Annotated in this window: 21 protein-coding genes; 9 read left to right on the top strand and 12 right to left on the bottom strand. The window is 63.5% G+C overall.

The window, feature by feature from the left end; translation table 11 throughout:
• The first annotated feature begins 173 nt into the window (after window positions 1-173).
• The gene (locus ACE3UG_RS09635; RefSeq protein ID WP_374622833.1) at window positions 174-2,396 is read left to right on the top strand and encodes an FUSC family membrane protein; all 2,223 of its coding nucleotides are present in this window, start codon (window positions 174-176) and stop codon (window positions 2,394-2,396) included.
• 58 nt (window positions 2,397-2,454) lie between these two features.
• Here the strand turns inward: ACE3UG_RS09635 and ACE3UG_RS09640 are convergent, their stop codons facing one another.
• The 6 genes from ACE3UG_RS09640 to ACE3UG_RS09665 form a co-directional block, all read right to left on the bottom strand.
• Complete coding sequence (locus ACE3UG_RS09640) at window positions 2,455-3,093, bottom strand: response regulator (protein ID WP_374622835.1); 639 nt, start codon at window positions 3,091-3,093, stop codon at window positions 2,455-2,457.
• Between the two features lie 385 nt (window positions 3,094-3,478).
• Window positions 3,479-5,032 carry an efflux transporter outer membrane subunit gene (locus ACE3UG_RS09645; RefSeq protein ID WP_374622837.1) on the bottom strand — a complete coding sequence of 518 codons (1,554 nt, stop codon included), beginning with the start codon at window positions 5,030-5,032 and terminating at the stop codon, window positions 3,479-3,481.
• Between the two features lie 79 nt (window positions 5,033-5,111).
• On the bottom strand, window positions 5,112-8,252 hold the full coding sequence (locus ACE3UG_RS09650) for a multidrug efflux RND transporter permease subunit (protein WP_374622839.1): 3,141 nt from the start codon (window positions 8,250-8,252) through the stop codon (window positions 5,112-5,114).
• On the bottom strand, window positions 8,249-11,449 hold the full coding sequence (locus ACE3UG_RS09655; RefSeq protein WP_374622841.1) for an MdtB/MuxB family multidrug efflux RND transporter permease subunit: 3,201 nt from the start codon (window positions 11,447-11,449) through the stop codon (window positions 8,249-8,251). The genes ACE3UG_RS09650 and ACE3UG_RS09655 overlap by 4 nt, the downstream gene beginning before the upstream one ends.
• Window positions 11,450-11,525: 76 nt before the next feature.
• Complete coding sequence (locus ACE3UG_RS09660; protein ID WP_374622843.1) at window positions 11,526-12,884, bottom strand: MdtA/MuxA family multidrug efflux RND transporter periplasmic adaptor subunit; 1,359 nt, start codon at window positions 12,882-12,884, stop codon at window positions 11,526-11,528.
• 171 nt (window positions 12,885-13,055) lie between these two features.
• Window positions 13,056-13,193, bottom strand: a complete 138-nt coding sequence (locus ACE3UG_RS09665) for a hypothetical protein (protein WP_374622845.1) — start codon at window positions 13,191-13,193, stop codon at window positions 13,056-13,058.
• 221 nt (window positions 13,194-13,414) lie between these two features.
• Between ACE3UG_RS09665 and ACE3UG_RS09670 the strand changes: the two genes are divergently transcribed.
• From ACE3UG_RS09670 to ACE3UG_RS09680, 3 genes are all read left to right on the top strand, one after another.
• A complete protein-coding gene (locus ACE3UG_RS09670) occupies window positions 13,415-14,134 on the top strand; it encodes a response regulator (RefSeq protein WP_374622848.1) in 720 nt (239 codons plus the stop codon).
• 121 nt (window positions 14,135-14,255) lie between these two features.
• Window positions 14,256-15,530: an ATP-binding protein gene (locus ACE3UG_RS09675; RefSeq protein ID WP_374622851.1), complete on the top strand. Its 1,275-nt coding sequence runs from the start codon at window positions 14,256-14,258 to the stop codon at window positions 15,528-15,530.
• An 81-nt stretch (window positions 15,531-15,611) separates the two neighbouring features.
• Window positions 15,612-15,827 (top strand): hypothetical protein, encoded by a 216-nt coding sequence (locus tag ACE3UG_RS09680; RefSeq protein ID WP_374622853.1) that lies wholly within the window; start codon window positions 15,612-15,614, stop codon window positions 15,825-15,827.
• Between the two features lie 32 nt (window positions 15,828-15,859).
• On the opposite strand, the gene ACE3UG_RS09685 is transcribed toward ACE3UG_RS09680, so the two are convergent.
• Window positions 15,860-16,150 carry an H-NS family nucleoid-associated regulatory protein gene (locus tag ACE3UG_RS09685; RefSeq protein ID WP_150567600.1) on the bottom strand — a complete coding sequence of 97 codons (291 nt, stop codon included), beginning with the start codon at window positions 16,148-16,150 and terminating at the stop codon, window positions 15,860-15,862.
• 910 nt (window positions 16,151-17,060) lie between these two features.
• Here ACE3UG_RS09685 and ACE3UG_RS09690 point away from each other — a divergent pair.
• On the top strand, window positions 17,061-17,669 hold the full coding sequence (locus tag ACE3UG_RS09690; protein WP_374622856.1) for a GNAT family N-acetyltransferase: 609 nt from the start codon (window positions 17,061-17,063) through the stop codon (window positions 17,667-17,669).
• 123 nt (window positions 17,670-17,792) lie between these two features.
• Complete coding sequence (locus ACE3UG_RS09695) at window positions 17,793-19,127, top strand: MDR family MFS transporter (protein ID WP_374622909.1); 1,335 nt, start codon at window positions 17,793-17,795, stop codon at window positions 19,125-19,127.
• 41 nt (window positions 19,128-19,168) lie between these two features.
• Here the strand turns inward: ACE3UG_RS09695 and ACE3UG_RS09700 are convergent, their stop codons facing one another.
• Genes ACE3UG_RS09700 through ACE3UG_RS09710 form a run of 3 tightly spaced genes read right to left on the bottom strand, consistent with a single transcriptional unit; the run spans window position 19,169 to window position 20,420 of the window.
• Window positions 19,169-19,591, bottom strand: coding sequence for a DUF6691 family protein (locus ACE3UG_RS09700; RefSeq protein ID WP_374622859.1), 423 nt, complete (start codon window positions 19,589-19,591; stop codon window positions 19,169-19,171).
• On the bottom strand, window positions 19,588-20,034 hold the full coding sequence (locus tag ACE3UG_RS09705; RefSeq protein WP_374622861.1) for a YeeE/YedE family protein: 447 nt from the start codon (window positions 20,032-20,034) through the stop codon (window positions 19,588-19,590). The genes ACE3UG_RS09700 and ACE3UG_RS09705 overlap by 4 nt, the downstream gene beginning before the upstream one ends.
• A gap of 23 nt (window positions 20,035-20,057) precedes the next feature.
• Window positions 20,058-20,420, bottom strand: a complete 363-nt coding sequence (locus ACE3UG_RS09710) for an ArsR/SmtB family transcription factor (protein ID WP_374622864.1) — start codon at window positions 20,418-20,420, stop codon at window positions 20,058-20,060.
• Between the two features lie 105 nt (window positions 20,421-20,525).
• On the opposite strand from ACE3UG_RS09710, the gene ACE3UG_RS09715 reads away from it, so the two are divergent.
• A complete protein-coding gene (locus ACE3UG_RS09715) occupies window positions 20,526-21,395 on the top strand; it encodes an MBL fold metallo-hydrolase (protein ID WP_374622866.1) in 870 nt (289 codons plus the stop codon).
• Here ACE3UG_RS09715 and ACE3UG_RS09720 read toward each other — a convergent pair.
• Entirely contained in the window at window positions 21,382-22,281 is a 900-nt protein-coding gene (locus tag ACE3UG_RS09720) for a LysR family transcriptional regulator (RefSeq protein ID WP_374622868.1), read from the bottom strand. The two genes, ACE3UG_RS09715 and ACE3UG_RS09720, sit on opposite strands and share 14 nt — an antisense overlap.
• 109 nt (window positions 22,282-22,390) lie before the next feature.
• Here ACE3UG_RS09720 and ACE3UG_RS09725 point away from each other — a divergent pair, with 109 nt between their 5' ends.
• Both ACE3UG_RS09725 and ACE3UG_RS09730 read left to right on the top strand, forming a co-directional pair.
• Window positions 22,391-22,792, top strand: coding sequence for a 4-oxalocrotonate tautomerase family protein (locus tag ACE3UG_RS09725; RefSeq protein WP_374622871.1), 402 nt, complete (start codon window positions 22,391-22,393; stop codon window positions 22,790-22,792).
• A 201-nt stretch (window positions 22,793-22,993) separates the two neighbouring features.
• Window positions 22,994-23,383 (top strand): YXWGXW repeat-containing protein, encoded by a 390-nt coding sequence (locus ACE3UG_RS09730; protein ID WP_374622873.1) that lies wholly within the window; start codon window positions 22,994-22,996, stop codon window positions 23,381-23,383.
• A 148-nt stretch (window positions 23,384-23,531) separates the two neighbouring features.
• Here ACE3UG_RS09730 and ACE3UG_RS09735 read toward each other — a convergent pair whose 3' ends face one another.
• Entirely contained in the window at window positions 23,532-25,820 is a 2,289-nt protein-coding gene (locus ACE3UG_RS09735; RefSeq protein ID WP_374622876.1) for an NADP-dependent malic enzyme, read from the bottom strand.

The raw sequence follows: 25,820 nt of genomic DNA on the forward strand, positions 1-25,820 counted from the left end.
TCGCACGTCACGGCCCGCACCATGGCACACACCACGGCCCGCACATGCACGCGCCGCGTGTCACCGGCGGTATCCCCTCTTCGCGGCGCGCGAGGCTTCGGCTAGACTCTCACTGCGCCGCGCACTCCCCCGTCGCGCGGCCGGCTTTGCTGCGGAACCCTCGCACCTGACGCATGGACTATCAAACCGATATCAAGAAGTTCCTGTACAGCCATTACTTCTTCAGCGGCACCCGTCAGGCAGTGGGGGTGGTGCTGCCTGCCCTCGTGCTCTTCTGGGGGATGGACCAGCACCTGCTCGGCATCGAAGTGGCCTCCGGGGCGCTATGCGCAAGCGTGGTCGACATCAATGGGCCACTGCGTCACAAGCACACGGAATTGCTCAGTTGCACGCTGCTCGGCGCCCTCACGGTCCTGATCACCGGCATGGCCACCGCCGCGCAGCCGTGGCAGCTCTGGATCACGTCGATGATCCTGACGTTTGGCCTGTCGATGCTCGTGGTGTATGGCTATCGCGCGTCGCTCGTGAGTTTTGCCTGCCTGATGATGATGGTGCTCAATGTCGAGGGCGACCTCACGCGCCACCAGGCCGTGCTCGACGCCGGCGCCGTGCTCGCCGGTGGCCTTTGGTACACCTATTTCAGTCTCGTTGTCTGCCGCCTCTGGTGGTTTCGTATCGAACAGCAAACCCTCGCCGAGTGCTTCTTCGTCACCGCACAATATCTGGAGGCCAAAGCGGCGTTCTACGATACCGCCACCGATATCGACGATTGTTACCGGCGACTGATCGCTGCGCAGGTCAACGTCGTCGAAAAGCAGCAGGCCGCGCGCGAGATCATTCTGCGCAATCTGCCCCGCTTGCGCAGCGGCACGCTGGAGTCGCGCCGCACGATGTTGTTCAACCTGTTCATCAATATCGTCGATCTGCACGAGGTGGTGGTGTCGGTGCATACCGACTACCCGATGCTGCGCCAAGAGTTCGCCGACAACGACGTGCTGCTGTTCTTTCGCGACATGATCCGAAAGATCGCGAACGAAGTGGATGGCATCGGCTACGCCATCGCCACCAACGAGCCCTCGCGGGCACAGCGCAGTTGGCGCGCGGAATTCCGGGCCATCGAGTACGAGATCGAGCTGATGCGCAAGCAGTCGCTGCCGCAACGCGCGCCCGAGGCATACCAGGCGCTCGTGAGCACCTTCCGCCGGGTATGGAGCAGCACGCGTATCGTGGAGCGCATGCACCGCAACACGAATCTCGCCACCGCAGGCGCGGCCACGGAGGTGCAGATCGATCAGGCGCTCCTTCGCTTCACGTCACGACAGAGCTACTCTCCAAAGCTCCTCTGGAAGAATCTGACCTTCTCGTCGCCAAGCTTTCGCCATGCGTTGCGGGTGACCATTGCCATTGTCGTCGGCATGGTCATTTGCGAGAACTGGTCGTTGCTCGCCGGACAGGCGCACAGTTATTGGGTGTTGCTCACGATCATCGTGATTCTGAAGCCCGGCTTCAGCCTGACCAAGCAGAAGAACGCCCAACGTCTGACCGGCACGCTCATCGGCTGCGTCAGCGTGCTGCTCGTCCTGTCCTTCGTGCACACGCCCTGGATGCTGCTCGCACTCATGTTCTTCTGCATGGTCATGGGGAACAGCCTGTCGCTGTTCAACTACGGCCTGTCGGTCGTATTCATGTCGTCCTACGTGCTGCTGCTGTTCCATTTCCTGCTGCCCGGATCGCTGTCCGTTATCGGGGAGCGCGCCATCGACACGCTCATCGGGTCTGCCGTGGCGCTGGTCTGCTCGTATCTGTTCCCGTACTGGGAATACCGCCTCATGGGACCACTCATCCGGCAGGCCGTGCAGTCGACGCGCGCCTATCTGGAATCGTGCGCCGGCCGGGAAGGCAAGCGCGACGACCTGGCCTATCGCATGGCGAGAAAGGACATGCACATCGCGTTCGGGAATTTCGGCGCAGCCTTCAAGCGCATGATGCTGGAGCCGAAGTCCAAGCAAGTCTCGGTCGGGGAACTCAACGACCTGTTGGTACAGAACCACGTGATGGCGTCATACATCACCGGGATGTCGGATCTGCTGCCGCGTCAGATTGCGGCGGACAAGAGCGGCGAGCTGGGTCAGGTCGTCGCCGCGATCAGCGATCTGCTCTCGAAGGCGGTCGCGGCGCCGGCGGCCTCCGTGCCAACGGATACCCAGGCCGCGAGCGAGGCGATGCGCGACTACACGCGCCGCCTCGACGCATTGGTTGTCGCCCAGGAACAGCAGCCCGATACGTCCGAGACCCATGTGCAGGAAATCAAGCAAGTGGTGCATCAGCTCAAGCAGATGCTTCGGGCGGGCGAGTTGATTCTTCGCGACATGCGGGCCATTCGTCTACCGACCTGACCCGCCGCCCCTGCCCCTGCCCCTGCCCCTGCCCGGCAGGGCAGCATCGTTCGATCCGTCAGGTGATGCCCGTTCGCGTGGCGTAGTGATACAGATCGACATCGCGATCCAGCCCAAGCTTGCGCATGGCGTTGGTCTTCTGCGAACTGACGGTCTTGACGCTGCGACTGAGCTGAAACGCGATTTCGCTGATGGTGAGCCCCGAGACAAACAGCCGCACGACCTCCACCTCGCGGCCCGAGAGCTTCGACGCATCGATCTCGGTGTCGTCGACCACCGAGTCGTGCAGCCGGGTAGCCAGCCCCGCCGGAATGTAGCGACTGCCGTCGGCCACCACGCAGACAATGTCGGCAATCGAACTCTGCTCGTCAAGCTTGGAGAGAATTGAATGCACGCCAAGCTTGAGCATGCCGCGAAGTATCGCCAGGTTTTCGAGCATCGTCACGACGATGATCTTGATGTGCGGAAAGTACCGGCGCACGTAGCCGATAAGAAAAAGTCCGTCCTTGAAATTCCCTCCAGGCATCGAGAAATCGGTTACGAGAATGTCGCATGGCGCCTTGGCCAGCAAATTCACCAGCTCTGACGAATTGGCCGCCTCGCCGACCAGATGAATCATTTCCCGCTCTTCGAGCAGACGTCGTATTCCGTAGCGCACAATCGGATGGTCGTCCGCGACCACGACATTGATCGTCATCGTTGCCCCCTCCCCTTATTCGTCATCTGGCAGTACCGTCACCGCCGCTGTAAACGTACGGTGCTTCGCGCCTGCCATCGCCACGAAGCGAGTCCATTCTGGCAAAAAGGGATCATGCCAACCGCCTGGGAAACGTCACATAGTCGATGTGAGCAAAGGTCCTTGCCACGCGGTGTGGTCAGCGCACACGAGCCCCGCATGCTGCCTGATAGAGCGGGTACTGCGGTCTAACTGCTTGACGGGACTCGCCCGGAGGTGAAATTGCTCAGACGCATGCCAGCGTTGACTGTGCTACTCGCGTTACCCGTGTTCGGAAGATTCGCAAGCGGCGCGTCCGCGATTCCAATGGTGAAGTTCGGAATTACCTTAAACACCAACACCCGATTTAGTGATCGGCTTGCTTGGCCGTGCCATTTTCGCCCTCGTTCGGCAGTCCATGCCAGCCGCCGCCGAGCGCCGTCACGAGCAGAACGTTGGCCGTGAATTGACGACCGAGAATCGTCAGCGCCGTACGCTCCGTGGTGTACGCGGTCGTCTGAGCGGTCAGCACGTTCTGAAATCCGACCGTACCCGCCTTGTATTGGTTGAGGATGAGTTGCAGCGCTTCGCGTGAGGACTGCACCGCCTGGTTCTGCACGGCAGACTCGCGTCCCAGATAGTTCAGTGCGGCGAGATTGTCCTCGACCGCCTGGAACGCCGTGAGCACTGTCTGACGGTAGGTCGCGACCTGCGCGTCATACGCGGCGATCGCTGCATCGGTCTGCGCGCGACGCAGGCCGCCGTCGAAGAGGGTTGCCGCCAGTGCAGGGCCCACCGACCAGAAGCGGCTCGGCAGCGTCAGCCAGTTGGCGAAACTGCTGCTTTGGAAGCCGCCCGTCGCCGAGAGCGAGAGCGTCGGGAAGAAGGCCGCCTTGGCCACGCCGATCTTCGCATTCGCCGCCGCCACCGAGCGTTCGGCGGCCGCAATATCCGGGCGTCGCTCCAGCAAGGTCGACGGCAGACTCACCGGAACCGTCGGCAACGCGGCGCGCAATGGCGTCGACGCGAGCGAGAACGCCGCCGGGGCCTTACCGACGAGCAACGCAATCGCGTGCTCCAACTGTGCGCGCGTCACTTCAATATCGAGCACCGACGCCTGCGCCGATTGCAACTGCGTCTGCGCCTGAATCACGTCGGAGCGCTGCGCCACACCGACGGCGTATTGATTCTGCGTGAGCTTGAGCGTCTGCTCATACGCGGCGACCGTACGAACGAGCAGCGCCTTCTGGGCATCCGTCACCCGCAGGTCGAAGTAGTTCTGCGCGAGCAACGCCTGCGCCGAAAGACGTGCATTGGCCAGATCGGCCGCACTCGCCTCGGCGCTCGCATTGCCGGCCTCGACCGAGCGGCGCACGCTGCCCCAGATGTCCGGCTCCCAGCTCGCCGTGCCCGACAGGCTGAAGCTGTTCGAGATTCCACCGGCGCCCGATCCGCTCACCGCCGTGTTGCTCACGCGCGAGCTGGCGCGCGTGAGCCCGGCATCGGCGCCAATCGTCGGGAAGAAGGCCGCGCGGGCCTGCGAGGCCAAGGCCAGCGCCTGCCGGTAGTTGGCCTCGGCCACCTTGATGTTTTGGTTGTCGACGTTGACCTGCGCCATCAGGTCGGTGAGCACCGGGTCTTGGTAGATCGCCCACCAATCGCCCTTGGACGCCGCGTCGCTGGGCTCGGCGAGCTTCCAGTCGCCGGTCTCCTTGAACGCTGCCGGCGTCTCGACGCTCGGGCGCACGTAGTCCGGCCCCACGGCGCAGCCCGCGAGCCACAGCACGGCGCTCGCCGCGAGCCATGTCACCGTACGACGCACGCGCGGCGATGTCGGCACGCTTCGCCCTTGCCCCGCTGCCGCCATGGCAGCCGCATGCATACGAACGATAGGGACTTGACGATTCAGGGAACGGGACATGGCATTCATCGGCCCTTCGGCCGGGACAGAAGTTTCGGAAGACGCGCCGGGCAGAACACGGCGCGGGCAGCGAACGGCATCAGCCATGGCCCACCTCCCCGGCATCTTGTTGGCCGGACCGGCCGCGCGCACGCCAGCGCGCCCAGCGCAGGCCCACGCGATCGAGATACAGATACACCACCGGCGTCGTATAGAGCGTAAGGACCTGGCTCACGAGCAGGCCGCCCACGATGGAAATTCCTAACGGCTGGCGCAACTCCGCGCCGTCGCCCGTACCCAGCGCGAGCGGAATCGCGCCGAGCATGGCCGCCATCGTCGTCATCATGATCGGGCGAAAGCGCAGCACGCACGCATGGTAAATGGCCTCACGCGGCGACATGTTCTGCCGCCGCTGCGCGTCGAGCGCGAAGTCGATCATCATGATCGCGTTCTTTTTCACGATGCCGATCAGCAAAATCACCCCGATGAGCGCAATGATGCTGAACTCGGTATTGAAGAGCAGCAACGCCAGCAGCGCTCCGACCCCCGCCGACGGTAGCGTCGACAGAATGGTGAGCGGATGGATGTAGCTCTCGTAGAGCACGCCCAAGACGATATACACCGTGAGCAGCGCCGTCAGAATCAGGAGCGGCTGCGACGACAAGGCAGACTGAAACGCCTGTGCCGTGCCCTGAAAACTACCGTGCACCGCGGTCGGCATGCCCAGACGGCCAATGGCGTCGTTGATCGACGCCTGCGCCTGCGACAGCGACACCCCCGGCGGCAGATTGAACGAAATCGTGCTCGCGGCGAACTGTCCCTGATGCGAGACACCCAACGCCGTGTTGGTGGGCCGGTAGCGCGCAAACGCCGAGAGCGGCACCTGCGCGCCCGCCGAGGTCACCACATAGATGTCCTTGAGCGACTCGGGGCTCTGCCACCATTGCGGCGCCACTTCCATCACGACCTTGTATTGATTGAGCGGATTGTAGATCGTGGAGACCTGCCGCTGCCCGAACGCATCGTTGAGCACGTTATCGATCTGGCTCATCGTCAACCCGAGCCGCGCCGCCTGATCGCGATCGACATCGAGTGTCGTCTGCAAACCCTTGTCTTGCTGGTCGGTGTTGACGTCGACGAGATTCGGCAGATGCGAGAGCGCGTTGCGCACCTTCGGCTCCCACTCGCGCAACTGCTGAAGATCGTCCGCCTGCAGCGTGTACTGATACTGCGCGTTGCTGGCACGCCCGCCCACGCGAATGTCCTGCACCGACTGCAGATAGAGCATCGCCCCCGGCTCCTTGGCCAGCTTGCCGCGCAGACGCGCAATGACCTGATCGGCCGAAATCTTGCGCTCCCCCAGCGGCTTGAGCGTGACGAACATCAAACCGCCGTTGCGATTCGACCCGCCGGTAAAGCCCGAGACCGTTGCGACGTCCGGATCGGCCTGCACGATTCTGATGAAGTCGGCCAGCTTCTTCTCCATGGCCTGGAACGAGATCGCCTGATCGGCCTGAATGAAGCCGATCATCCGCCCCGTATCCTGCTGCGGGAAGAACCCCTTCGGCACAACGGCGTAGAGCCAGACGTTCAGGCAGATGGTCGCGAACAGAATCCCCAGCATGAGCGGCCCGTGACGCAGCGCCCACGACAGCGAGCGCTCATACTCGCGCAGCATGCCGTCGAACATGCGCGCGGTGAGGCCGCCCAGGCGTGTCCAGACGGACGGGCGCGGCGGTGGCACGGGCGCTCGCGGCGCGGCCCGGCCCTTAAGCAAACGCGCACACATCATGGGCGTGGTCGTGAGCGAGACGACCAGCGAGACCAGAATGGCCGCCGAGAGCGTGACCGCGAACTCCCGGAACAATCGCCCGACAATGCCGCCCATGAGCAGCAGTGGAATAAACACCGCCACCAGCGAAATGCTCATCGAGAGCACCGTGAAGCCGACCTCGCGCGTTCCCTTGAGCGCCGCCGCGAACGGACTCAGACCGTCTTCGATATGTCGCGAGATGTTCTCCAACACGACAATAGCGTCGTCGACCACGAAACCCGTGGCGATGGTGAGCGCCATGAGCGACAGGTTGTCGAGACTGAAACCGCACAGATACATCACCCCGAACGTGCCGATCAGCGAGACGGGCACGGCCACGCTGGGAATCAGCGTCGCGCGCCAGTTCCGCAGGAAGATGAACACCACCGTGATGACGAGCGCGATCGAGATCAGCAGCGTGCGCTCGACTTCCTTGAGGGAGGCGCGGATCGTCGGCGTGCGGTCCATGACCACGTCGAGGTTGATCGCTGCCGGGATCGAGGCCCGCAGATTCGGCAGGATCTTGTTGATGCGATCGACCGTCTCGATGATGTTCGCGCCCGGTTGCGTCGTGATGATGAGCACCACCGACGGCTTGCCGTTGGCCGAGCCCGCGTTGCGCAAGTCCTGTACCGAGTCGACCACTTCGGCGATATCGGACAGACGTACCGGCCGGCCGTCGTGATAGCTGACGATCACCGGCAGGTACTCTTTCGCGGACTTGGCCTGATCGTTGGCGAGAATCTGCCAGCGCCGATCGCCGTCTTCGAGCGCGCCTTTCGGGCGGTTCGCGTTGACCGCCTGGATCGTCGTGCGTACCTTCTCCAGCGGGATCTGGTACTTGTTGAGCGCCGTCGGGTTGAGTTCGACGCGCACTGCGGGCAGCGAGCTGCCCCCCACGGTCACGTCGCCCACCCCTTCGAGCTGCGAGATCTTCTGCGCGAGAATGGTCGACGCAGAGTCGTACATCTGCCCGCGCGACATGCTCTGCGACGTGAGCGCAAGAATCATCACCGGCGCGCTCGCAGGATTCACCTTGCGATAGGTCGGGTTGCTTGGCAACCCTGTCGGCAACAGACTGCGCGCGGCGTTGATGGCCGCCTGTACGTCACGCGCCGCACCGTTGATATCGCGCGAGAGATCGAACTGGAGTGTGATGCGGGTCGAGCCCAGCGAACTGCTCGACGTCATTTCCGTCACCCCTGCGATACGACCCAGCGAACGCTCCAGCGGGGTGGCCACGCTCGCCGCCATCGTCTCGGGACTCGCGCCCGGCAGCGACGCCGAGACGGAGATCGTCGGAAAATCCACTTGCGGCAGCGGCGAGATCGGCAACAAGCCGAACGCAACGATACCCGCGAGCGTCACCCCGATGGTGAGCAGGACGGTCGCGACCGAGCGCCTGATGAAGATGGCCGACAGGTTCATCGCGCCGGACCATCCGTGGTTGTCGGGCCGGCGCCGCCGCCGCCCGGGTTGCCCCGGTCGCCATGATCGTCATGCTCGCCGAGCCCCGAATCGTCCGACGGCCCCGGCGCGCCGAAATGCCGCTCACGCCAAGCGCGCGCACGCGCGGCCAGGCGGTCGAACCACAGATAGATCACCGGCGTCGTGAAGAGCGTGAGCACCTGACTGACCATCAGCCCGCCCACCATCGTGATACCCAGCGGCTGGCGCAGCTCGGAGCCCACCCCCGAGCCGAGCATGAGCGGCAGCGCACCGAGTACGGCGGCCATGGTCGTCATCAGAATCGGGCGGAAGCGCAGCAGACACGCCTGATAAATCGCCTCGCGCGGCGGCATGCCGTGTTCGCGCTCCGCCTCGAGGGCGAAGTCGATCATCATGATGGCGTTCTTCTTCACGATGCCGATCAGCAGGATGATGCCGATGATCGCGATGATGCTGATGTCGTTGCCGGACACCATGAGCGCCAGCAGCGCCCCGACACCGGCCGACGGCAGCGTCGACAGAATCGTGATCGGGTGGATATAACTCTCATAGAGCACGCCCAGCACGATGTACATCGTCACGACCGCCGCCAGAATCAGCCACAGCGTGTTCGAGAGCGACGCCTGGAACGCCTTTGCCGCCCCCTGGAACGTCGTCTGCGTGCTCACGGGCAGGCCGATGGACTGCTCGGCGTCGTTGATCGCTTTGACAGCGTCGCCAAGCGACGCACCTTTGGCGAGGTTGAACGAGATCGTGGCCGACGGGAATTGCGCCTGGTGGTTGATCGCCAGCGGCGTGGGCTTTTCCACGATCTTCGCGAACGACGTGAGTGGCACTTGCACGCCCGAGGTCGACGCCACGTAAATGCCTCTGAGCGCGTCGGGTCCGCGCTGGAAGTCGCTCGCCACTTCGAGCACCACTCGGTATTGCGAGGCCTGCGTGTAGATCGTCGAAATCAGACGCTGGCCGAAAGCACTGTAGAGGGTCTGATCGACGGCGGCCGGCGTCACGCCCAGACGGCTTGCGGTATCGCGGTCGATGTCGACATATGCCTGCAGGCCGTTGACTTGCAGGTCGCTCGTCACATCGGCGAGTTGCGGCACCTGTTGCAGCTTCTCCACGAGCTTCGGCACCCAGATGCCGAGCGTATCGAGACTCGGGTCCTGCAAGGTGAACTGATACTGCGTGCGGCTGACGCGGTCTTCAATCGTCAGATCCTGCACCGGCTGCATATAGAGAGCGATGCCGGGCACCTTCGCCACCTCGGGCTGAATGCGGCGGATGACTGCCGAGGCGTCCAGCCCGCGCACGGACTTGTCTTTCAAATTGATAAGCAGACGCCCGCTGTTGAGCGTGGTGTTCACCCCGTCCACGCCGATGAACGACGATACCGATTCGACGGCCGGGTCCTTGAGCACCGCCGCGACCAGCGCCTGTTGGCGCTCGCCCATCGCCGCGAACGAGATCGACTGCGGCGCGTCGGAAATGCCCTGAATCACGCCGGTGTCCTGCACCGGGAAGAAGCCCTTGGGCACCCACAGATACAGCAGCACCGTGAGCACGAGCGTGCCGAGCGCAACGAGCAACGTGGCCGTCTGGCGATCGAGCACCCAGGTGAGCCACTCGCCGTACTTCGCGATGATGCGATCGAACATCTCGCCGGTCTTGCGGTAGAACTTGCCCTGCTTCTCCTCGGGCACGTGACGCAGCAGCTTCGCGCACATCATTGGCGTGAGCGTGAGCGACACCACGGCCGAGATCAGGATCGACACCGCCAGCGTGATCGCAAACTCGCGGAACAGGCGGCCGACGACGTCGCCCATGAAGAGCAGCGGAATCAGCACGGCGATCAACGAGAACGTGAGCGAAATGATCGTGAAGCCGATCTGCTCCGCCCCCTTGAGCGCCGCCTGCAAGGGCTTTTCTCCCCGCTCCATGTAACGTGCGATGTTCTCGATCATCACGATGGCGTCGTCGACCACGAAGCCGGTCGCGATGGTCAGCGCCATGAGCGTCAGGTTGTTGATCGAAAACCCGGCCAGATACATCACCCCGAAGGTGCCGATCAGCGAGAGCGGCACGGCCACACTCGGAATCAGGGTTGCGGAGACGTTGCGCAAGAACAGGAAGATCACCATCACCACGAGGGCGACGGCGAGGATGAGTTCGAACTGCACGTCGGAGACCGAGGCGCGAATCGTCGTGGTGCGGTCGATGAGCAGCTTGACGTCGATGCTGCCCGGCAGCGAGGCCTGCAACTGCGGCAGCAGGGCCTTGACCCGGTTGACCGTCTCGATCACGTTCGCGCCCGGCTGACGCTGCACGTTCAGCACGATGGCCGGCGTCGTATCGGCCCATGCCGCCAGTTTGGTGTTCTCCGCGCCGTCGATCACGTCGGCGATGTCGGAAAGACGGATCGCCCCCCCGTTCTTGTAGGCGATGACGAGGTTGCGATACTCGTCGGCGGAGACGAGCTGATCGTTCGCGTCGATGGTCGACGCGCGCAGCGGGCCATCGAAACTGCCCTTCGCCTGATTGACGTTGGCCGCCGCGATGGACGTGCGAACGTCCTCGATATTGAGTCCGTACGACGTGATCGCGCGGGGATTGACCTGAATGCGCACCGCAGGGCGCTGTCCGCCGGAAATGCTCACCAGGCCGATGCCGGGCAACTGCGAGATCTTTTGCGCCACGCGCGTGTCGACCAGGTCCTCGAGCTTGGGCAGCGGCATGGTCTTCGACATGATCGCCAGCGTGAGAATCGGCGTGTCGGCCGGATTGACCTTGCTGTAGATCGGCGGCATCGGCAGATCGCTGGGCAGCAGATTGCTTGCGCTGTTGATTGCCGCCTGCACTTCCTGTTCGGCAACGTCGAGTCCGAGATCGAGCGAGAACTGCAGCGTGATCACCGACGCCCCGCCCGAGCTGGTCGACGACATCTGGTTCAGGCCGGGCATCTGGCCGAACTGTCGCTCCAGCGGCGCCGTCACCGACGAGGTCATCACATCCGGACTCGCCCCCGGATAGAGCGTGACCACCTGAATGGTCGGATAGTCGACTTCCGGCAGCGCCGAGAGCGGCAACAGCCGGTAAGCGACGAAACCGGCGAGCAGGATCGCCAACATCATTAACGACGTGGCGACCGGTCGGAGAATAAACGGGCGGGACGGATTCATTGGCTGGGTGGACGGGCGTCTCTTGGGGCCGCGAGCGGGGCGTAGGCGATTTCGCGCGAGGTCACGCGGTGGCGCCCTATTGCGCCGGACGGCGGGGCCCGCCGTTGCCGGCACGCGCCTCGCCCGGCGCACGCGGCGCAACCGCTGCCGCGCGGCTCGCGGCCGTGATCACTTCGACCTTGGCGCCGTCGCGCAGCTTGTCCATGCCGTCGATCACGAGCTTCTCGCCCGGCGCGATCCCCGACTCCACGGCCACGTTGGTGCCATCGGTCGGGCCGAGCTTCACCGTCTTGAGCTTGACGGTCTGACCCGGCTGCACGGTATAGACGAAGCTGCCCTGCGTACCGCGCTGCACGGCCGCGCTTGGAATCAGCGTGGCGCCCTTGAGGGTATCGACGAGCATCTTCACATTGACGAACTGGTTCGGGAACAGCAGGCCGTCGCGATTGGCGAATTCGGCCTTGAGCTTGACGGTGCCGGTCGTCGTATCGATCTGGTTATCGATGGACGCGAGCTTGCCGGTGCCCAGCTTGATCGTGCCCGCCCGGTCGAAGGCCTCGACGGGCAACGTCTCGCCGCCCTGCGAGCGCTTGACCACCTTCGGCAGGCTGTCCTCGGGAATGGTGTAGACAACGGTAATCGGCGTGACTTCGTTGATGATGACGATGCCGTTGGTGTCCGACGCGTGAACGACATTGCCCGGATCGACCTGACGCAGACCCGCGAGTCCCGAGAGCGGCGCCGTCACACTCGCGTAGTTCAATTGCAGACGCGCATTGCCGAGCTGTCCCTCGTCGGCTTTGACAGTGCCTTCGTACTGTTTGACAAGCGCGCGCTGAGTATCGACCGTCTGCGCGGCAATCGAGTCCTGCTTGAGCAGCGTCTGGTAGCGGGCGAGGTCGATCTGAGCGTTCTTGAGCAGTGCCTGATCGCGCGCAAGTTGGCCTTCCATCTGGGTGACCTGAACCTGGAACGGACGCGGATCGATTTCGGCAAGCAACTGGCCTTCCTTGACCATCTCGCCTTCCTTGAAATGCACCTTCATGAGTTGACCGTCGACGCGCGAATGCACGGTAACGCTGCGTGTCGGGGTGACCGTGCCCAGCCCATTGAGGAAGACCGGCAGGTCGCCCGTCTTCGCCTCGCCCGCCGTCACCGGTGTGGCGGGCGCGCCCGCGCCGGCCATGCCGCCCGGCGCCCCGCCGCGACGCCCGCCCGTCTGAGCCGGCCCCTGGCCACTCGGCGAATGCAGGCGGTAATACACGCCCGCGGCAATGAGCACGACGATCAGCCCGATCGCGGTGGGCACGAGCCAGCGGCGCGTGCGCGAAGACGCCGGGGCGGGCCCGGTGTCGCGTTGCGTCCCGGTGGCGGCGGACGCTGGCCGATCAGAACCGTTCGGTTGTTCGGAACCGTGGGGACCGTGCTCGGTCATGACTTCCTCATCACAGCGGAGTAGTGGGCGGATTCGTCCAGTGCGGACGACGTTCGTTCTGTTTGGTTGCTGCGACGCAGCAAACGGCCTGAAGGCCCCTGGGCTGCGCCGCGCACGAGGTTTGGCCGATCAGCATAGCAGACCGTCGCAAAAGCCAAATGGGACGGCGGATTACAACAGCTTTCCCGGCAGGCGATCGATGTTCGCGCCGCTGATCAAAGACAGGCGGCGCGCGCAATGGTTCGCATCGCGGCCCATTCGCTGCGCTTTGCAGCGCTGTGCCTTGCCTTGCCGCAGCATGTCCGCCATGCGAGACGTACGACTGGGGTGTGCGGAGTTTGCCGTCAAAGCGGTGGCAGGGTGGTAAGCGCCAAGCTCACACGAGACGCGCGAAATTCGTGCGTCACCGTGGCTCGCTCTATTATTACGCATCGTTACAGGCGACCAAGACTGTAATGTCCGGAAACAAAACCCGTGCAAAGGCGCGCGGGGAGGCCACTATCATGACGACACTACCGGTCCGAACGAATATGAAAATTCTTGTTGTCGACGACGATCCCGATCTGCGAGACCTGCTGCGCGAGTATCTGAGCCGCCACGGCTTCTCGGTCGCGGTGATGCATGACGGCGACGGGCTGGCCGCACGTCTCGAGCGTGAACGTCCGGCCCTGATCGTGCTCGACCTGATGATGCCGAAGATCGACGGCCTTACGGCGCTGAGGGACCTGCGCGCGCGCAACGACGATGTGCCGGTAATCCTGCTCACGGCGCGCAGCGACGAGATCGACCGCATCGTGGGGCTGGAGATCGGCGCCGACGACTACCTCGGCAAGCCGTTCAGCCCGCGCGAGTTGCTCGCCCGGATCAACGCCGTGCTTCGCCGCCGCAAAATGCCCGACGCGGCGGTGCCTGAGCAGCGCGAAAACTATACGTTCGGCCCGTTCGTGCTCGACTTCCGCAGCCGCACGCTCACCCGCGACGCGCAACTGCTCACGCTTTCGGACGGAGAATACGGCTTGCTGCGCCTGCTGGTGAACCACGCCATGCAGGTGCTCTCGCGCGAACGCATCATCGAATTGCTCTACGGCGCGCAGAGCGACGTCAACGACCGTGGCATCGACGTGCAGATCTGGCGCCTGCGCCGGCTGCTCGACGAAGACGCGCAGAGCCCGCGCTTTATCCAGACCGTGCGCGGACGCGGTTACATTTTCGTTCCCGATGGGCAACGCGCGGACATGGCCACCGGTTGATGGACCGGCGCCAAACGCGACGCTTTGTCGTCGTCCTGTTCGGAGACGTCTTCCCCTCGTCTGACAAGGACGCCGGCATGCCCTCGATAATGCTTCCCCCAGCCCCCATGCGGAGCCCTGCATGAAAGGCCGTTTCGATACGTTGTTCGGCCGGCTTGCGTTGCTCATCATCGCGGCACTGGTCATCAGTCATTTCTCGTATCTCACGATCCTGCGCAGCGATCACGACGAGACGCGCGTGCAAAATGCCGCCGAGCAGATGGCGTTCATCATCAAGGCCGCCGCCGAAGTGCACGACGGTCGCTCGTCGCTCACGCTGCCCGATCTCGTGCAGCTCGTGCCGGTCTCGTTCGCCCATGGCGACGTCTTCGAACCGCCCAGCAAGACAGCCCGGCTGACGACCGAACTCGCGCGGCGCCTGCCAGCCGGCACGCAATTGCGCGTGGAGCGCACGCCCCCCCCGCGCATCTGGGCGCGTCTGCCGGGGCGCGACTATTGGATTGCCACCCCGGTGCTGTCCGTGCGCAACCCGCCAAGCACCGCCACGATTCTGCCGGGCCTGGCCGCAGTGCTCGGTATTACCGTCATTTTTGCGTTGTTTGCCGCGTGGCAGTTGCAGCGACCGGTACGGGATATGGCCGCTGCGGCCGAGCAACTCGCAACGCATCGTGTTCGCACGCAGGTCAAGGAGCGCGGCCCGCTGGAATTGCGCCAACTGACCGAGCGTTTCAACCGCATGAGCCACGATATCGTGCAAACCGATCGTGAGCGCAATACGATGCTCGCGGGTATCGCCCACGATCTGAAAACACCGCTCGCGCGCCTGCGACTGCGTGCCGAGATGCTCGACGACGTGCAGATGAGCGAAGGCATAACGCGCGACGCCGAATCGATGACCCGGATTGTCGACCAATTCCTGCTGTTCGCCCGCGGCGTTGAGACCGATAGTGCAGCGTCGCCGGTGGAAGCCCGCATTCCCGCACTGATTTCGCCGTTCGTCGACCAGGGATATGCCATCGAGCTTGACCTGCAGGCAGGCCCCGGCTTCAAGCTCAAGCAGACGTACCTCGAACGCATCGTGAACAACCTGCTCGATAACGCGGTAACTTACGGGCGCGCGCCGCTCGCGATTCGCACGTCGCGGGACGCCGGCGGCTGGCGTCTGGTCATCGAAGACAGCGGCCCCGGCATTCCCAACGAAGATATCAATCGCATCGTGCGGCCTTTCGTGCGGCTCGACCCGGCACGCGGGGGCAATGCCCATTGCGGGCTGGGACTTGCCATCGTCGACAAGCTCACCCAGCAATTGGGCGGGCGCGTATCGTTCAGCAATCGGCCCACCGGCGGCCTGCAGGTCACGCTGATGTTCCCGCCGGACGATCCCGGCGCGGAATAAGCGAATCGAGCGGTGTTCGCCACGTCGGCGGCGCAACGTTTTACGCCCGCCGCAGGCGCGCCAAAGATCGATTCTCGCGCAATGCAAAAACCCGCCGTCGATGAACGAACGGCGGGTTTTGAATTTCTTACGGCACTGCATCACATCAAGCCACAGCCAGGCGATCCAGGTTGGGGGGCGATGCAACTTGCTGGGCTGCTGCTTTACTACATTCAGGGACACGGTAGCGATGACACGACGCTGCTAACGATGAACTGTCGCAGCGATAGTGCGCTCCCCGAGCTCCCTGGCATGTGACCGGCAATGCCCGACCGGCGTGGGCCGGTGAATTACTTGATCAGGAACTTCTCTTTGTTCTTCCCGACCCACTTCGGCGCGCGGCCACGGCCCGACCATGTTTCGCCAGTGGCCGGATTCATATACTTCGGCGCGATCTGCGCACGGGCGGCACGGCGACGGCCGTCCGTCGCGGCAAGACCCAGATCCTTCGCGGTCAGTTCGTATTCCTGGATCTTCTGTTTGACTTCCGCGATGACCTGAGCGACTTCACGCGCCCGAGCCTCTTCGATTTGCTTTTCAATCTTCTCGCGTTGCGCGACGAGTTCTTTATAGCTTGCCATCTGGCGTGTCCTTACGTTGTTAAAATGGATCGCCACTTAAAATAGCACGAGTTTAAATAAATTGAAAACGGCATTTCCGTCAAATGAGTCTGAGGATGCCAAAATCTCATTGAATCGTCCGATCAACGGTTCAGAAAATGCACAGAATCGGGGCACAAATCCGCGATTACCGACGGTTTGACTGCGTCGAGATCGTCCAATAAGCGAAGACAATTGCCGCGCAATATCGCGCGAATTCCCCGCGCAGCGATCAGGACTCCATGCGGCACAACAGGCTCACCCTGGTTCTCGCAAGGTTTGGTAAGCATTTCCGACCGGCGATTCTCGTCGCCCATGACGCCAGCCGCGCTAACATGCGACGTCTCAAGATATACGATCACAAATATTCAATTGCCATTCGATCGCTCTGTGATCCGAAGCACCGCGCTCATTCAGACCTCATTCGGAATAATCGCATCCGAGCGATGCAATGTATCGATTGTGCGCGTTGGGAATCGGTCGCCACGATTGACAGCGGGCGATTCGACGCCCCATGTATCTCATCGGACGACATGCCCATCGTTCGTTCGCAATGGGTGTTTTTCCGATATCGGCGAATTCGCCGCTTGGGTCATTGGGTCATTGCCATCCGAGCGGCGCGATTTGTGTAAATCGGGACAAATCAGCGATTTCCCTGATTTGTTGTCATGCAAGCAAGTCAGACTCCCGCGTCGATGCCATTTCCCGAATCGAATGCATTTTCGTAAGATAGGAGAATATGCCCGCGTGCGGCCGCATGTCGTGCCCGGCATGACGTGAATCATCGGCAGGCGATTCATGCTCGCGCAGGCGAAATTAAGCCAACACTGAATTATCGAAATCGGCGATTTGGCATCCGGACTTGGGCTGATTCAACAGAGATTTTGAACGCATGACCTCTTCGATCATTGCTGCGGATTCGCACGCCCCTTTCAATTCCCCCGCCCCCACGCTCGTCACCGAGCGCACGATCTTGCGTCAATGGCGGCTCGAGGATCTAGCGCTGTTCGCCGCACTCAACGCCGATCGGGACGTCATGCGCCACTTTCCGACGACGCTCGATAGAGCGCAAAGCGACGCCGTCGCGCACCGGTTGGCGCAGCATCTCGAGCGGCATGGCTACGGCCCCTGGGCGCTGGAGATTCCGGGCGTGACCCCGTTCGCCGGGTTTGTCGGCCTGATGCGCGTCGGTTTCGACGCCCCTTTCGCGCCGGCCGTGGAGATCGGCTGGCGGTTGGCGCAAGCCTGGTGGTCGAAGGGTTACGCGACGGAGGCGGCGAGCGCGGCGACACAATTCGCCTTTGAAACGCTCGGTCTGGACGAACTGGTCTCGTTCACGGTCCCTGCCAACGCCCGTTCGAGAGCGGTGATGCAACGCATTGGCATGCACCACTGCCCCGACGAAGATTTTATGCACCCGTTGATTCCACCCGGCCATCGGCTGCGCCGTCACGTGCTTTATCGGCTTAGCGCGCCTTCGTTGGCGGCAGATACGTATTGAGCGTCGCATTCTCGATTGAAGCAACGGCTTAAATCGTGGGACAATTCGTATCTTTGCGCCAGCCGTTCCCCCATCGTGTCGCGCGCCGTCATCATTCCGCTCATCATCGCTTGCGCCCTGTTCATGGAGAACATCGACGCGACGGTGATCACCACGTCGCTGCCCGCCATGGCACGCGACCTGCATCAGGACCCGATCTCACTGAAGATGGCGCTCACCGCCTACGTGGTCGGCCTCGGCATCTTCATCCCGATCTGCGGGTGGGTTTCCGATCGCTTTGGCGCGCGAAACGTCTTTCGCACCGCAATCGGCATATTCATGGCCGGATCGATCCTTTGTGCGCTGTCGTTCTCGTTGCCGACGTTCGTGTTCGCCCGCTTCCTGCAAGGCGTAGGCGGCGCAATGATGGTGCCGGTCGGCCGGCTCGTCATCTTTCGCGCAGTGCCCAAGCACGATCTGGTCAAGGCTATTGGCTACCTGACGATGCCCGCATTGCTCGGTCCGGTCATCGGTCCGCCGCTCGGCGGCGCAATCACGGCCTATCTGCACTGGCGCTGGATCTTCTTCGTCAACATTCCCGTGAGCCTGCTCGGCATTTACCTCGCCGGCAAGTACATCGACAACGCCCGCGGCGGCGACGCCGGGCCGCTCGACACGCTCGGCTTCCTCCTCTCCGCGCTTGGCAGCGGCCTGCTCATGCTGGGCCTGGCCATGATCGGCGAACATCACGTCGATGACAGCGTCGTTGTCGCCATGTGCGTGTTGGGTGCGGCGTTTGTCTATGCGTACTGGCGTCATGCCAGTCGCGTGCAAGCGCCACTGCTCGACTTGCGCTTGCTGCGCATTCCCACGTTCCACGCCAGTGTGGTCGGTGGTTCGCTCTTTCGCATCGGCTTGGGGGCGGTGCCCTTTCTGCTGCCGTTGGCGCTGCAGGAAGGGCTGCATATGGATCCGTTCGAATCCGGGATGATTACGTGCGCGTCGGCATTTGGGGCGATTTTCATGAAAGCCATCGCGCAGCGTGTGCTGGCGCGCTTCGGCTTTCGCCGGGTGCTGATCGTCAACGCGGCATTGGCAGGGGTGGCGCTCTCGTCCTACGGGTTCTTCACGCACGACACGCCGGTGATCGTCATGCTCGCCGTCGTGGCATTCGGCGGCTTTTTCCCTTCGCTACAGTTCACTTGCCTGAACTCGATCGTGTACGCCGACATTGCGCCTGACGACGCAAGCCGCGCAACGAGTCTTGCGAGCGTGGTCCAGCAATTGTCGCTCGGGCTGGGCGTGACGATCTCAGGGATGGTACTGCAGGCGAGCAGCCGGCTGGCGGGCCACGAACACCTGACGACGCGCGATTTCCTGCCGGCGTTCCTCGTGATCGGCCTGTTTTCCTGGCTTTCGATCCCCGTCACCCGCCAACTGCCGGCCAATGCAGGCACGGAGCTGGCGAGAAAGTATTGAATCCGCGCGAATCCGCCCGAATCAGCCCGAATCCGCGCGGGTTACTTCGCGTCCTCACGGATGACGACCGCATGCAGGGCCATGCCGACGATCATGGCGATCACGAACAACAGCCCTTTACCTGAGCCTGCGCCAAGCAGCACCAACGCGGGTCCCGGACAAATTCCCGCAATCCCCCAGCCGACGCCGAAGATCGCCGCACCGATCACCAGCCGTTTGTCGAGACCACGCAGCCCAGGCCAGGCACGCGGCTCACCGGTCCAGGCCAGCGCCTGCGAACGCGCCAGCCGAAACCCCACCAGCCCTACGGCGATGGCCCCGCCCATCACGAGCGCCAGCGACGGGTCCCACTGACCGGCGAGGTCGAGAAAACCCAGCACCTTTGACGGATTCGCCATGCCCGCGAGGATCAACCCCAGCCCGAATACGAGGCCGCCAATGAACGCAAAAAGCACCTTCTTCATGCGACACCTCCGACATTGAGCACGTGACGCACCACGAACACCGTCAGGAAGCCGGTGGCCATGAAGCACAGGGTGGCGGCAAGCGAACGCCACGACAGGCGCGACAGACCGCAAACGCCATGGCCGCTCGTGCAACCTGAGCCGAGCCGCGTGCCGAAGCCCACCAGCAAGCCGGCCGCGATGAGCATGGCGGCACTGGCATCGATCTGCGCTTCGGGCATGACGGCCACGGCGCGATAGGCCCAGGGCGCGAGGATCAACCCCGCAATGAACGCGACGCGCCAGCCTACGTCGCCCGAGCGGGGACGCAGCAAGCCGCCGGCAATGCCGGAGATTCCGGCAATGCGTCCGGCCGCCAGCATCAGCCAGACAGCAGCCAGACCGATCAGCGCGCCGCCGGCCAGCGCGGTCCATGGGGTGAAGTGAAGGGTATCGAGGGTCATAGGCAAAGCGTCCCGTTGCGCAATCAAGATTTTGGACAAAACTGATCGTAGAGACAGGCCAGCACGGCAAGCACCGCGCCGTCTGCGACTGAATAGTAGATGCGTTTGCCGTCGCGACGCGTCGCGACCAGCGACTCGGTACGCAGTACGGCGAGCTGTTGCGAGAGCGTCGGTTGCCGGATATCGAGCTGCGCTTCCAATTCCCCCACGGACATCTCGCCTTGCGTGAGCTGGCACAGAATCAACAGGCGGTCTTCGTTGGCCAGCGCACGCAGCAATGCGGTGGCATCGCACGCGGCAGCGCGCAAACGCGCGACATCCAGCGGCACCACGTCTGCGGAGACGGTGGCCCGGTCGACAGGGAATAGCGCAGTCACTCGTGGCATGGCAGCATCGATGCAAATCAAAAGGCGCGGCGAGAGGTCGCGTGCATGTCCTACAGTTTATTGTATTATAATATATAAATCGATAAATTTTTGTAGGAGCCGCTCATGTCCGTTACGCCCGCACACATCGAGTCCTTCTTCGACACGGCCACCGCCACGGTGACCTATGTCGTGTTCGATACGCCGGGCGGTCACGCGGCGATCATCGATCCGGTGCTCGATTACGATCCCAAGGCGGGCCGCACGCACACGGGTTCGGCCGAGCGCGTGCTCGAGTTCGTCGCGGCAAACAAACTCACCGTCGACTGGATTCTCGAGACGCATGCGCACGCCGATCACCTGTCGTCCGCGCGCTGGCTCAAGGAACGGGTGGGTGGGCGCATCGCCATCGGCGGGCATATTCGCGACGTGCAGCATGTCTTCAAGGCGCTGTTTCACCTGGGGGCCGACGTGCCCCCCGACGGGTCGCAATTCGACCATTTGTTCGAAGATGGCGAGACCTTCGCCATTGGCGCGCTGCAGGCCGAGGCGATGTTCGTGCCCGGTCACACGCCGGCCGACATGGCGTATCGCGTGGGCGATGCCGTCTTCGTCGGCGACACGCTCTTCATGCCCGACGTCGGCACAGCACGCTGCGACTTCCCCGGCGGCAACGCCCACACGCTCTTCCGCTCGATCCGCCGTCTGCTGTCGATGCCGGAGCAAACGCGACTGTTCATGTGCCACGACTATCCGCCCACCGGGCGCGCGCCGAACTGGCAGACGACCGTTGGCGAACAGCGACGCGCCAACATCCATGTGCATGACGGCATCGACGAGGACACCTTCGTCGCCATGCGCAACGCTCGCGACAAGACCCTCGACATGCCAACGCTGATCTTGCCTGCCGTGCAAGTCAACATCCGCGCGGGCGAGATGCCTGCACCCGAAGCCAATGGCACGCGTTATCTGAAGATTCCGCTCAACGCGCTATAAGCTGGGTGGCCAATGCATCGCGCGCCTGGGTGACCCACTCGGGCTCGCCTCGGCGTGCGGGTAGCAGGTGAAACTCCGCCTCCGGTAACGAAGGCAAGCGCCGCCCGGGCACCAACGACGCTATGCGCGCAAGCGACGGCCCCGCGGCCGACGCATTCAGACACGCCACCCCGAGCCCCGCGCTCAACGCCAATTGCAGACCCGCGACCCCCGACGCCACATGTGCAATCGTGTAAGGCACGCGATGCGCGTCAAGCCATTGCGTAGTGAAGCGGCGCAACGCGCAGGTGTCGGGTAGCACCAGCAACGGTAACGGCGCCCCTGTCTCCAGGACGAAATCCTCCGACGCCACCCAATCGAGCGACTCACGCCCCAGTGTTCGCGTACCGGCCACCGCATCGCGGCCGAGCGCTTTGCCCAGCACGCGCATCGACAGACCGATGTCGAAGTCGCCCGTGTCGTAGCCCGATTCGATCACACCGCTTTTCAGAATCGTCACGTGAATGCGAAGCGACGGGTACGCGACGCCAAGGTATCGCAGCATGCGCGCCACATCGCCAGGACGAAAGTAGTCGGTGATGGCGAGGCGCAACTCGCCGGCGAGCGAGAATCCGCGCACGTCGTGCCAAGCATGCTCGGACTGCGCAAGCAACTGCCGCGCGTGCCCGAGGAGACGCTCGCCTGCGGGCGTCGCGGCCACGCCGTGCTTGCTGCGCGTGAACAAGGTCACGCCAATGCGCTCCTCAAGCTTGCGAATTTGCTCACTCACCGACGATTGGGAAAGAAACACGCGCGGCGCGGCCGCCGAGAGACTGCCCGCATCGGCCACCGCGACGAAGGTGCGCAACTGATCGAAATCGAATCCGGCGAACATCATTTCATCCATTCGAGTAACCGATGGATCAAATCGTAAATTCCCGCTTTTCCGATGTCAAGCACCCCCCTACACTGAAGTCGTTGTCTTCACACACCGCGCACCCTTTCGGAGCCACACCATGCCGCACATCGTTCTGCAACTCTCAGGCACCCCCAACGACACCCTCACCCGCGACGCCGTGCGCGCGGTCTCGCAACTGACCGTCGACACGTTGCACAAGGCACCGGAGGTCATTGCCGTGAGCGTCGACTACATTCCGCACGCGCGGTGGTTCATCGGCGGCGCGCCGCTCTCGGAGCAAGGGAAAAACGCCTTTCACCTGGATATCAGCGTGACCGACGAGACCAATACGAAGGCGGAGAAGGCGCAGTTCATCGCGCAGGTGTTCGAGACACTGTCGGGCTTGCTCGGCAACGTTCACGAGTGCTCGTACATCCACGTGATCGATGCGCGCGGTGCCGCCTATGGTTACGGTGGACGCACTCAGGAATATCGTCATCAGCACGCGTCGAAGGCGTGACGCCGGGGAGCGAACGCACGGTCGGGCGGGCGTTCGCACCGGCAAACGATGCGAACACACCGCCGACGCGACCTTTTCGGCTTGTTCCGCGAATGGAACGAAACATTTCCAACACTTTATTACGACTATTTGCTTCGTCGCAGTCGCGCTCTGCCCGTAGGATGAAGGCGTACTAAAACAACGCTTTCAAAAGGGGCGAACATGAAAAAACTGACGCTGACCATCGCCGTCGTTGCCGCGACGCTCGGGGGTATTGCCGCTGCACCGGCTCACGCACAAGTAGGTGTTTCGATCAGCATCGGCGCGCCGCCGGCGCCGCGCTATGAGCCTGTGCCGCCGCCGCGCGTCGGGTATGTTTGGGCACCGGGCTTCTGGGACTGGGACGGACACCGTCACGTGTGGCGCGGCGGTCACTGGGAGCATGCACGCGCGGGCTACGCGTATCGTGCGCCGGCCTGGCGTCAGGGGCCGCATGGCTGGGAGCTTAATCGCGGTGGTTGGGACCACGGAGATCGCGGCCCGGGCCGAGACCGCCCGAACGACCATGATCGCGGCCGCGGCCGCGATCGCGACCACGGGCACCATGGCTGATCCTCGTTGCCGCAACGTTTGAACGACAAGGCCCCGGCGCGGGCGGCGGCGCGGCGCGGCGATGCGCCTGCCGAACCCGCCGGGGCCATGTCGGGCGTCGCTCCCCGCGGGCGGGCGCCCGAATCCGAGCGCAAACGCCCTACGGATGTCAGGCGCGATTGGCCTGGATGACGGTGAGCGCCGTCATATTGATGATGCGTCGCACGGTCGAGCTCGACGTCAGTACGTTGACCGGCGCGCCCACGCCCAGCAGGAACGGTCCGACCGCCACGTTGCTGCCCGCGCCGGTCTTGAGCAGGTTGTAGGCGATATTGCCCGAGTCCACGTTCGGGCAGACCAGCAGGTTTGCGGCGCCCTTCAGACGCGACTGCGGCAGGATACGGCTTCGCAGGGCTTCGTCGAGTGCGCAGTCGCCGTGCATTTCGCCGTCGATTTCCAGTTCGGGGGCCTGTGCCGTGACCATTTCCAGCACACGACGCATCTTCGTGCCCGAGGCCGCACTGCCCGATCCGAAGTTGGAACGCGAGAGCAGCGCGACCTTCGGGTTGAGGTTCAACCACGTCATCTGCTTGGCGGCGGCCAGCGTGAACTCTGCAATCTGCTCGGCCGTCGGATCGTCGTTGACGTGCGTGTCCACGAGCGCCACCGTACGCTTGTCGAGCAGCAGGATGTTCATTGCCGCATAGGTGTTTGCCCCCGGTTGCTTGCCGATCACCTCGTCGACGAAGCGCAGGTGGTCGTGATACGCGCCGACCGTGCCGCAGATCATGCCGTCGGCATCGCCCAGGCGCACCATCATCGCGCCAATCAGCGTGAGACGACGCCGCATCTCCACGCGTGCCATTTCCTTGGTGATGCCATCGCGGCAACGCAGTTCCCAGTAGTGCGTCCAGTATTGGTGGAACCGCTCGTCGTAATACGGGTTGGTGACTTCGACGTCCTCACCCAGACGCAGGCGCAGACCGAACTTCTCGATGCGCGCGAGCAGCACTTCCGGGCGGCCCACCAGAATCGGGCGGGCCAGCTTCTCGTCGACGATCACTTGCACGGCGCGCAGCACGCGCTCTTCCTCACCTTCTGCGAACACGATGCGCGCCTTGCCGCCGTCGCGCACCAGTTGCTTGGCAGCCGAGAAGATCGGCTTCATGAACGCGCCCGAATGGTAGACGAACTGCTGCAACTGGTCGGCATAGGCGTCGAAGTCGGTCATCGGGCGGGTGGCCACGCCGTCTTCGATGGCGGCGCGCGCCACCGCCGGTGCAATGCGCACGATCAGCCGCGAATCGAACGGCTTCGGAATCAGATATTCCGGCCCGAACGACAGGTCGTACGCGCCGTAGGCGGTGGCGACGGAGTCGTTCGGCTCTTCCTGCGCCAGCCCGGCGATCGCGTGCACGGCGGCGATTTCCATGTTGCGCGTGATCGTGGTCGCGCCGACGTCGAGCGCGCCACGGAAGATGTACGGGAAGCACAGCACGTTGTTGACCTGATTCGGGAAGTCCGAACGCCCCGTGGCCAGCACCACGTCGTCGCGCGCGGCGCGGGCTTCTTCCGGGAAGATTTCCGGCGTCGGGTTGGCGAGGGCCAGAATCAGCGGGCGTGCCGCCATCGTCTTCAACATTTCCGGCTTGAGCACCCCCCCGGCGGACAGGCCGATGAACACATCGGCGCCATCGATGACGTCGGCGAGGGTGCGCTTGTCCGTCTTCTGCGCGAAGCGAGCCTTGTCCGGGTCCATGCCGACCGCGCGGCCTTCATAGACGACGCCGTCGATGTCCGTCGCCCAGACGTTCTCGACCGGCAAGCCGAGGTCGACCATCAGATCCAGGCAGGCGAGCGCGGCCGCGCCTGCGCCCGAAGTCACCACCTTCACGTCGCGGATGTCCTTGCCCACGACCTTCAGGCCGTTGATGAAAGCGGCGCACACGGTAATGGCGGTGCCGTGCTGGTCGTCGTGGAAGACGGGGATTTTCATTCGCTCGCGCAGCTTGCGCTCGACGGTGAAGCACTCGGGGGCCTTGATGTCTTCAAGGTTGATACCGCCGAACGTGGCTTCGAGGCTTGCGATGATGTCGACGAGCTTGTCCGGATCGCTCTCGGTGATTTCGATGTCGAACACATCGATCCCGGCGAATTTCTTGAAGAGGACCGCCTTGCCTTCCATCACCGGCTTGGAGGCGAGCGCACCGATGTTCCCCAGGCCAAGCACGGCCGAGCCGTTCGTGATCACACCGACCAGATTGCCGCGACCGGTGTACTTGAACGCCTGCGCCGGATCGGCGGCAATTTCCTGACACGGAATGGCGACGCCCGGCGTGTAGGCGAGTGCCAGATCGCGCTGCGTGACGAGCGGCTTGCTGGCCGTCACGGAGATTTTGCCCGGGGTCGGGAACTGGTGATACTCCAGGGCGGCCTGGTGATCGTTGCTGTTGCGCAT

Source organism: Pandoraea sp. (assembly GCF_041919235.1).
In the GTDB taxonomy this organism is placed as follows: domain Bacteria; phylum Pseudomonadota; class Gammaproteobacteria; order Burkholderiales; family Burkholderiaceae; genus Pandoraea.

What these genes read in the sequence shown, in the direction of transcription:
- ACE3UG_RS09690 (WP_374622856.1), top strand. Translation starts at nt 17,061, where the DNA reads ATGACCTCTTCGATCATTGCTGCGGATTCGCACGCCCCTTTCAATTCC.
- ACE3UG_RS09725 (WP_374622871.1), top strand. Translation starts at nt 22,391, where the DNA reads ATGCCGCACATCGTTCTGCAACTCTCAGGCACCCCCAACGACACCCTC.
- ACE3UG_RS09660 (WP_374622843.1), bottom strand. Translation starts at nt 12,884, where the DNA reads ATGACCGAGCACGGTCCCCACGGTTCCGAACAACCGAACGGTTCTGAT.
- ACE3UG_RS09655 (WP_374622841.1), bottom strand. Translation starts at nt 11,449, where the DNA reads ATGAATCCGTCCCGCCCGTTTATTCTCCGACCGGTCGCCACGTCGTTA.
- ACE3UG_RS09715 (WP_374622866.1), top strand. Translation starts at nt 20,526, where the DNA reads ATGTCCGTTACGCCCGCACACATCGAGTCCTTCTTCGACACGGCCACC.
- ACE3UG_RS09705 (WP_374622861.1), bottom strand. Translation starts at nt 20,034, where the DNA reads ATGACCCTCGATACCCTTCACTTCACCCCATGGACCGCGCTGGCCGGC.
- ACE3UG_RS09720 (WP_374622868.1), bottom strand. Translation starts at nt 22,281, where the DNA reads ATGGATGAAATGATGTTCGCCGGATTCGATTTCGATCAGTTGCGCACC.
- ACE3UG_RS09700 (WP_374622859.1), bottom strand. Translation starts at nt 19,591, where the DNA reads ATGAAGAAGGTGCTTTTTGCGTTCATTGGCGGCCTCGTATTCGGGCTG.
- ACE3UG_RS09730 (WP_374622873.1), top strand. Translation starts at nt 22,994, where the DNA reads ATGAAAAAACTGACGCTGACCATCGCCGTCGTTGCCGCGACGCTCGGG.
- ACE3UG_RS09695 (WP_374622909.1), top strand. Translation starts at nt 17,793, where the DNA reads ATGGAGAACATCGACGCGACGGTGATCACCACGTCGCTGCCCGCCATG.
- ACE3UG_RS09675 (WP_374622851.1), top strand. Translation starts at nt 14,256, where the DNA reads ATGAAAGGCCGTTTCGATACGTTGTTCGGCCGGCTTGCGTTGCTCATC.
- ACE3UG_RS09680 (WP_374622853.1), top strand. Translation starts at nt 15,612, where the DNA reads ATGCAAAAACCCGCCGTCGATGAACGAACGGCGGGTTTTGAATTTCTT.
- ACE3UG_RS09685 (WP_150567600.1), bottom strand. Translation starts at nt 16,150, where the DNA reads ATGGCAAGCTATAAAGAACTCGTCGCGCAACGCGAGAAGATTGAAAAG.
- ACE3UG_RS09645 (WP_374622837.1), bottom strand. Translation starts at nt 5,032, where the DNA reads ATGTCCCGTTCCCTGAATCGTCAAGTCCCTATCGTTCGTATGCATGCG.
- ACE3UG_RS09710 (WP_374622864.1), bottom strand. Translation starts at nt 20,420, where the DNA reads ATGCCACGAGTGACTGCGCTATTCCCTGTCGACCGGGCCACCGTCTCC.
- ACE3UG_RS09665 (WP_374622845.1), bottom strand. Translation starts at nt 13,193, where the DNA reads ATGGCGGACATGCTGCGGCAAGGCAAGGCACAGCGCTGCAAAGCGCAG.
- ACE3UG_RS09650 (WP_374622839.1), bottom strand. Translation starts at nt 8,252, where the DNA reads ATGAACCTGTCGGCCATCTTCATCAGGCGCTCGGTCGCGACCGTCCTG.
- ACE3UG_RS09640 (WP_374622835.1), bottom strand. Translation starts at nt 3,093, where the DNA reads ATGACGATCAATGTCGTGGTCGCGGACGACCATCCGATTGTGCGCTAC.
- ACE3UG_RS09735 (WP_374622876.1), bottom strand. Translation starts at nt 25,820, where the DNA reads ATGCGCAACAGCAACGATCACCAGGCCGCCCTGGAGTATCACCAGTTC.
- ACE3UG_RS09635 (WP_374622833.1), top strand. Translation starts at nt 174, where the DNA reads ATGGACTATCAAACCGATATCAAGAAGTTCCTGTACAGCCATTACTTC.
- ACE3UG_RS09670 (WP_374622848.1), top strand. Translation starts at nt 13,415, where the DNA reads ATGAAAATTCTTGTTGTCGACGACGATCCCGATCTGCGAGACCTGCTG.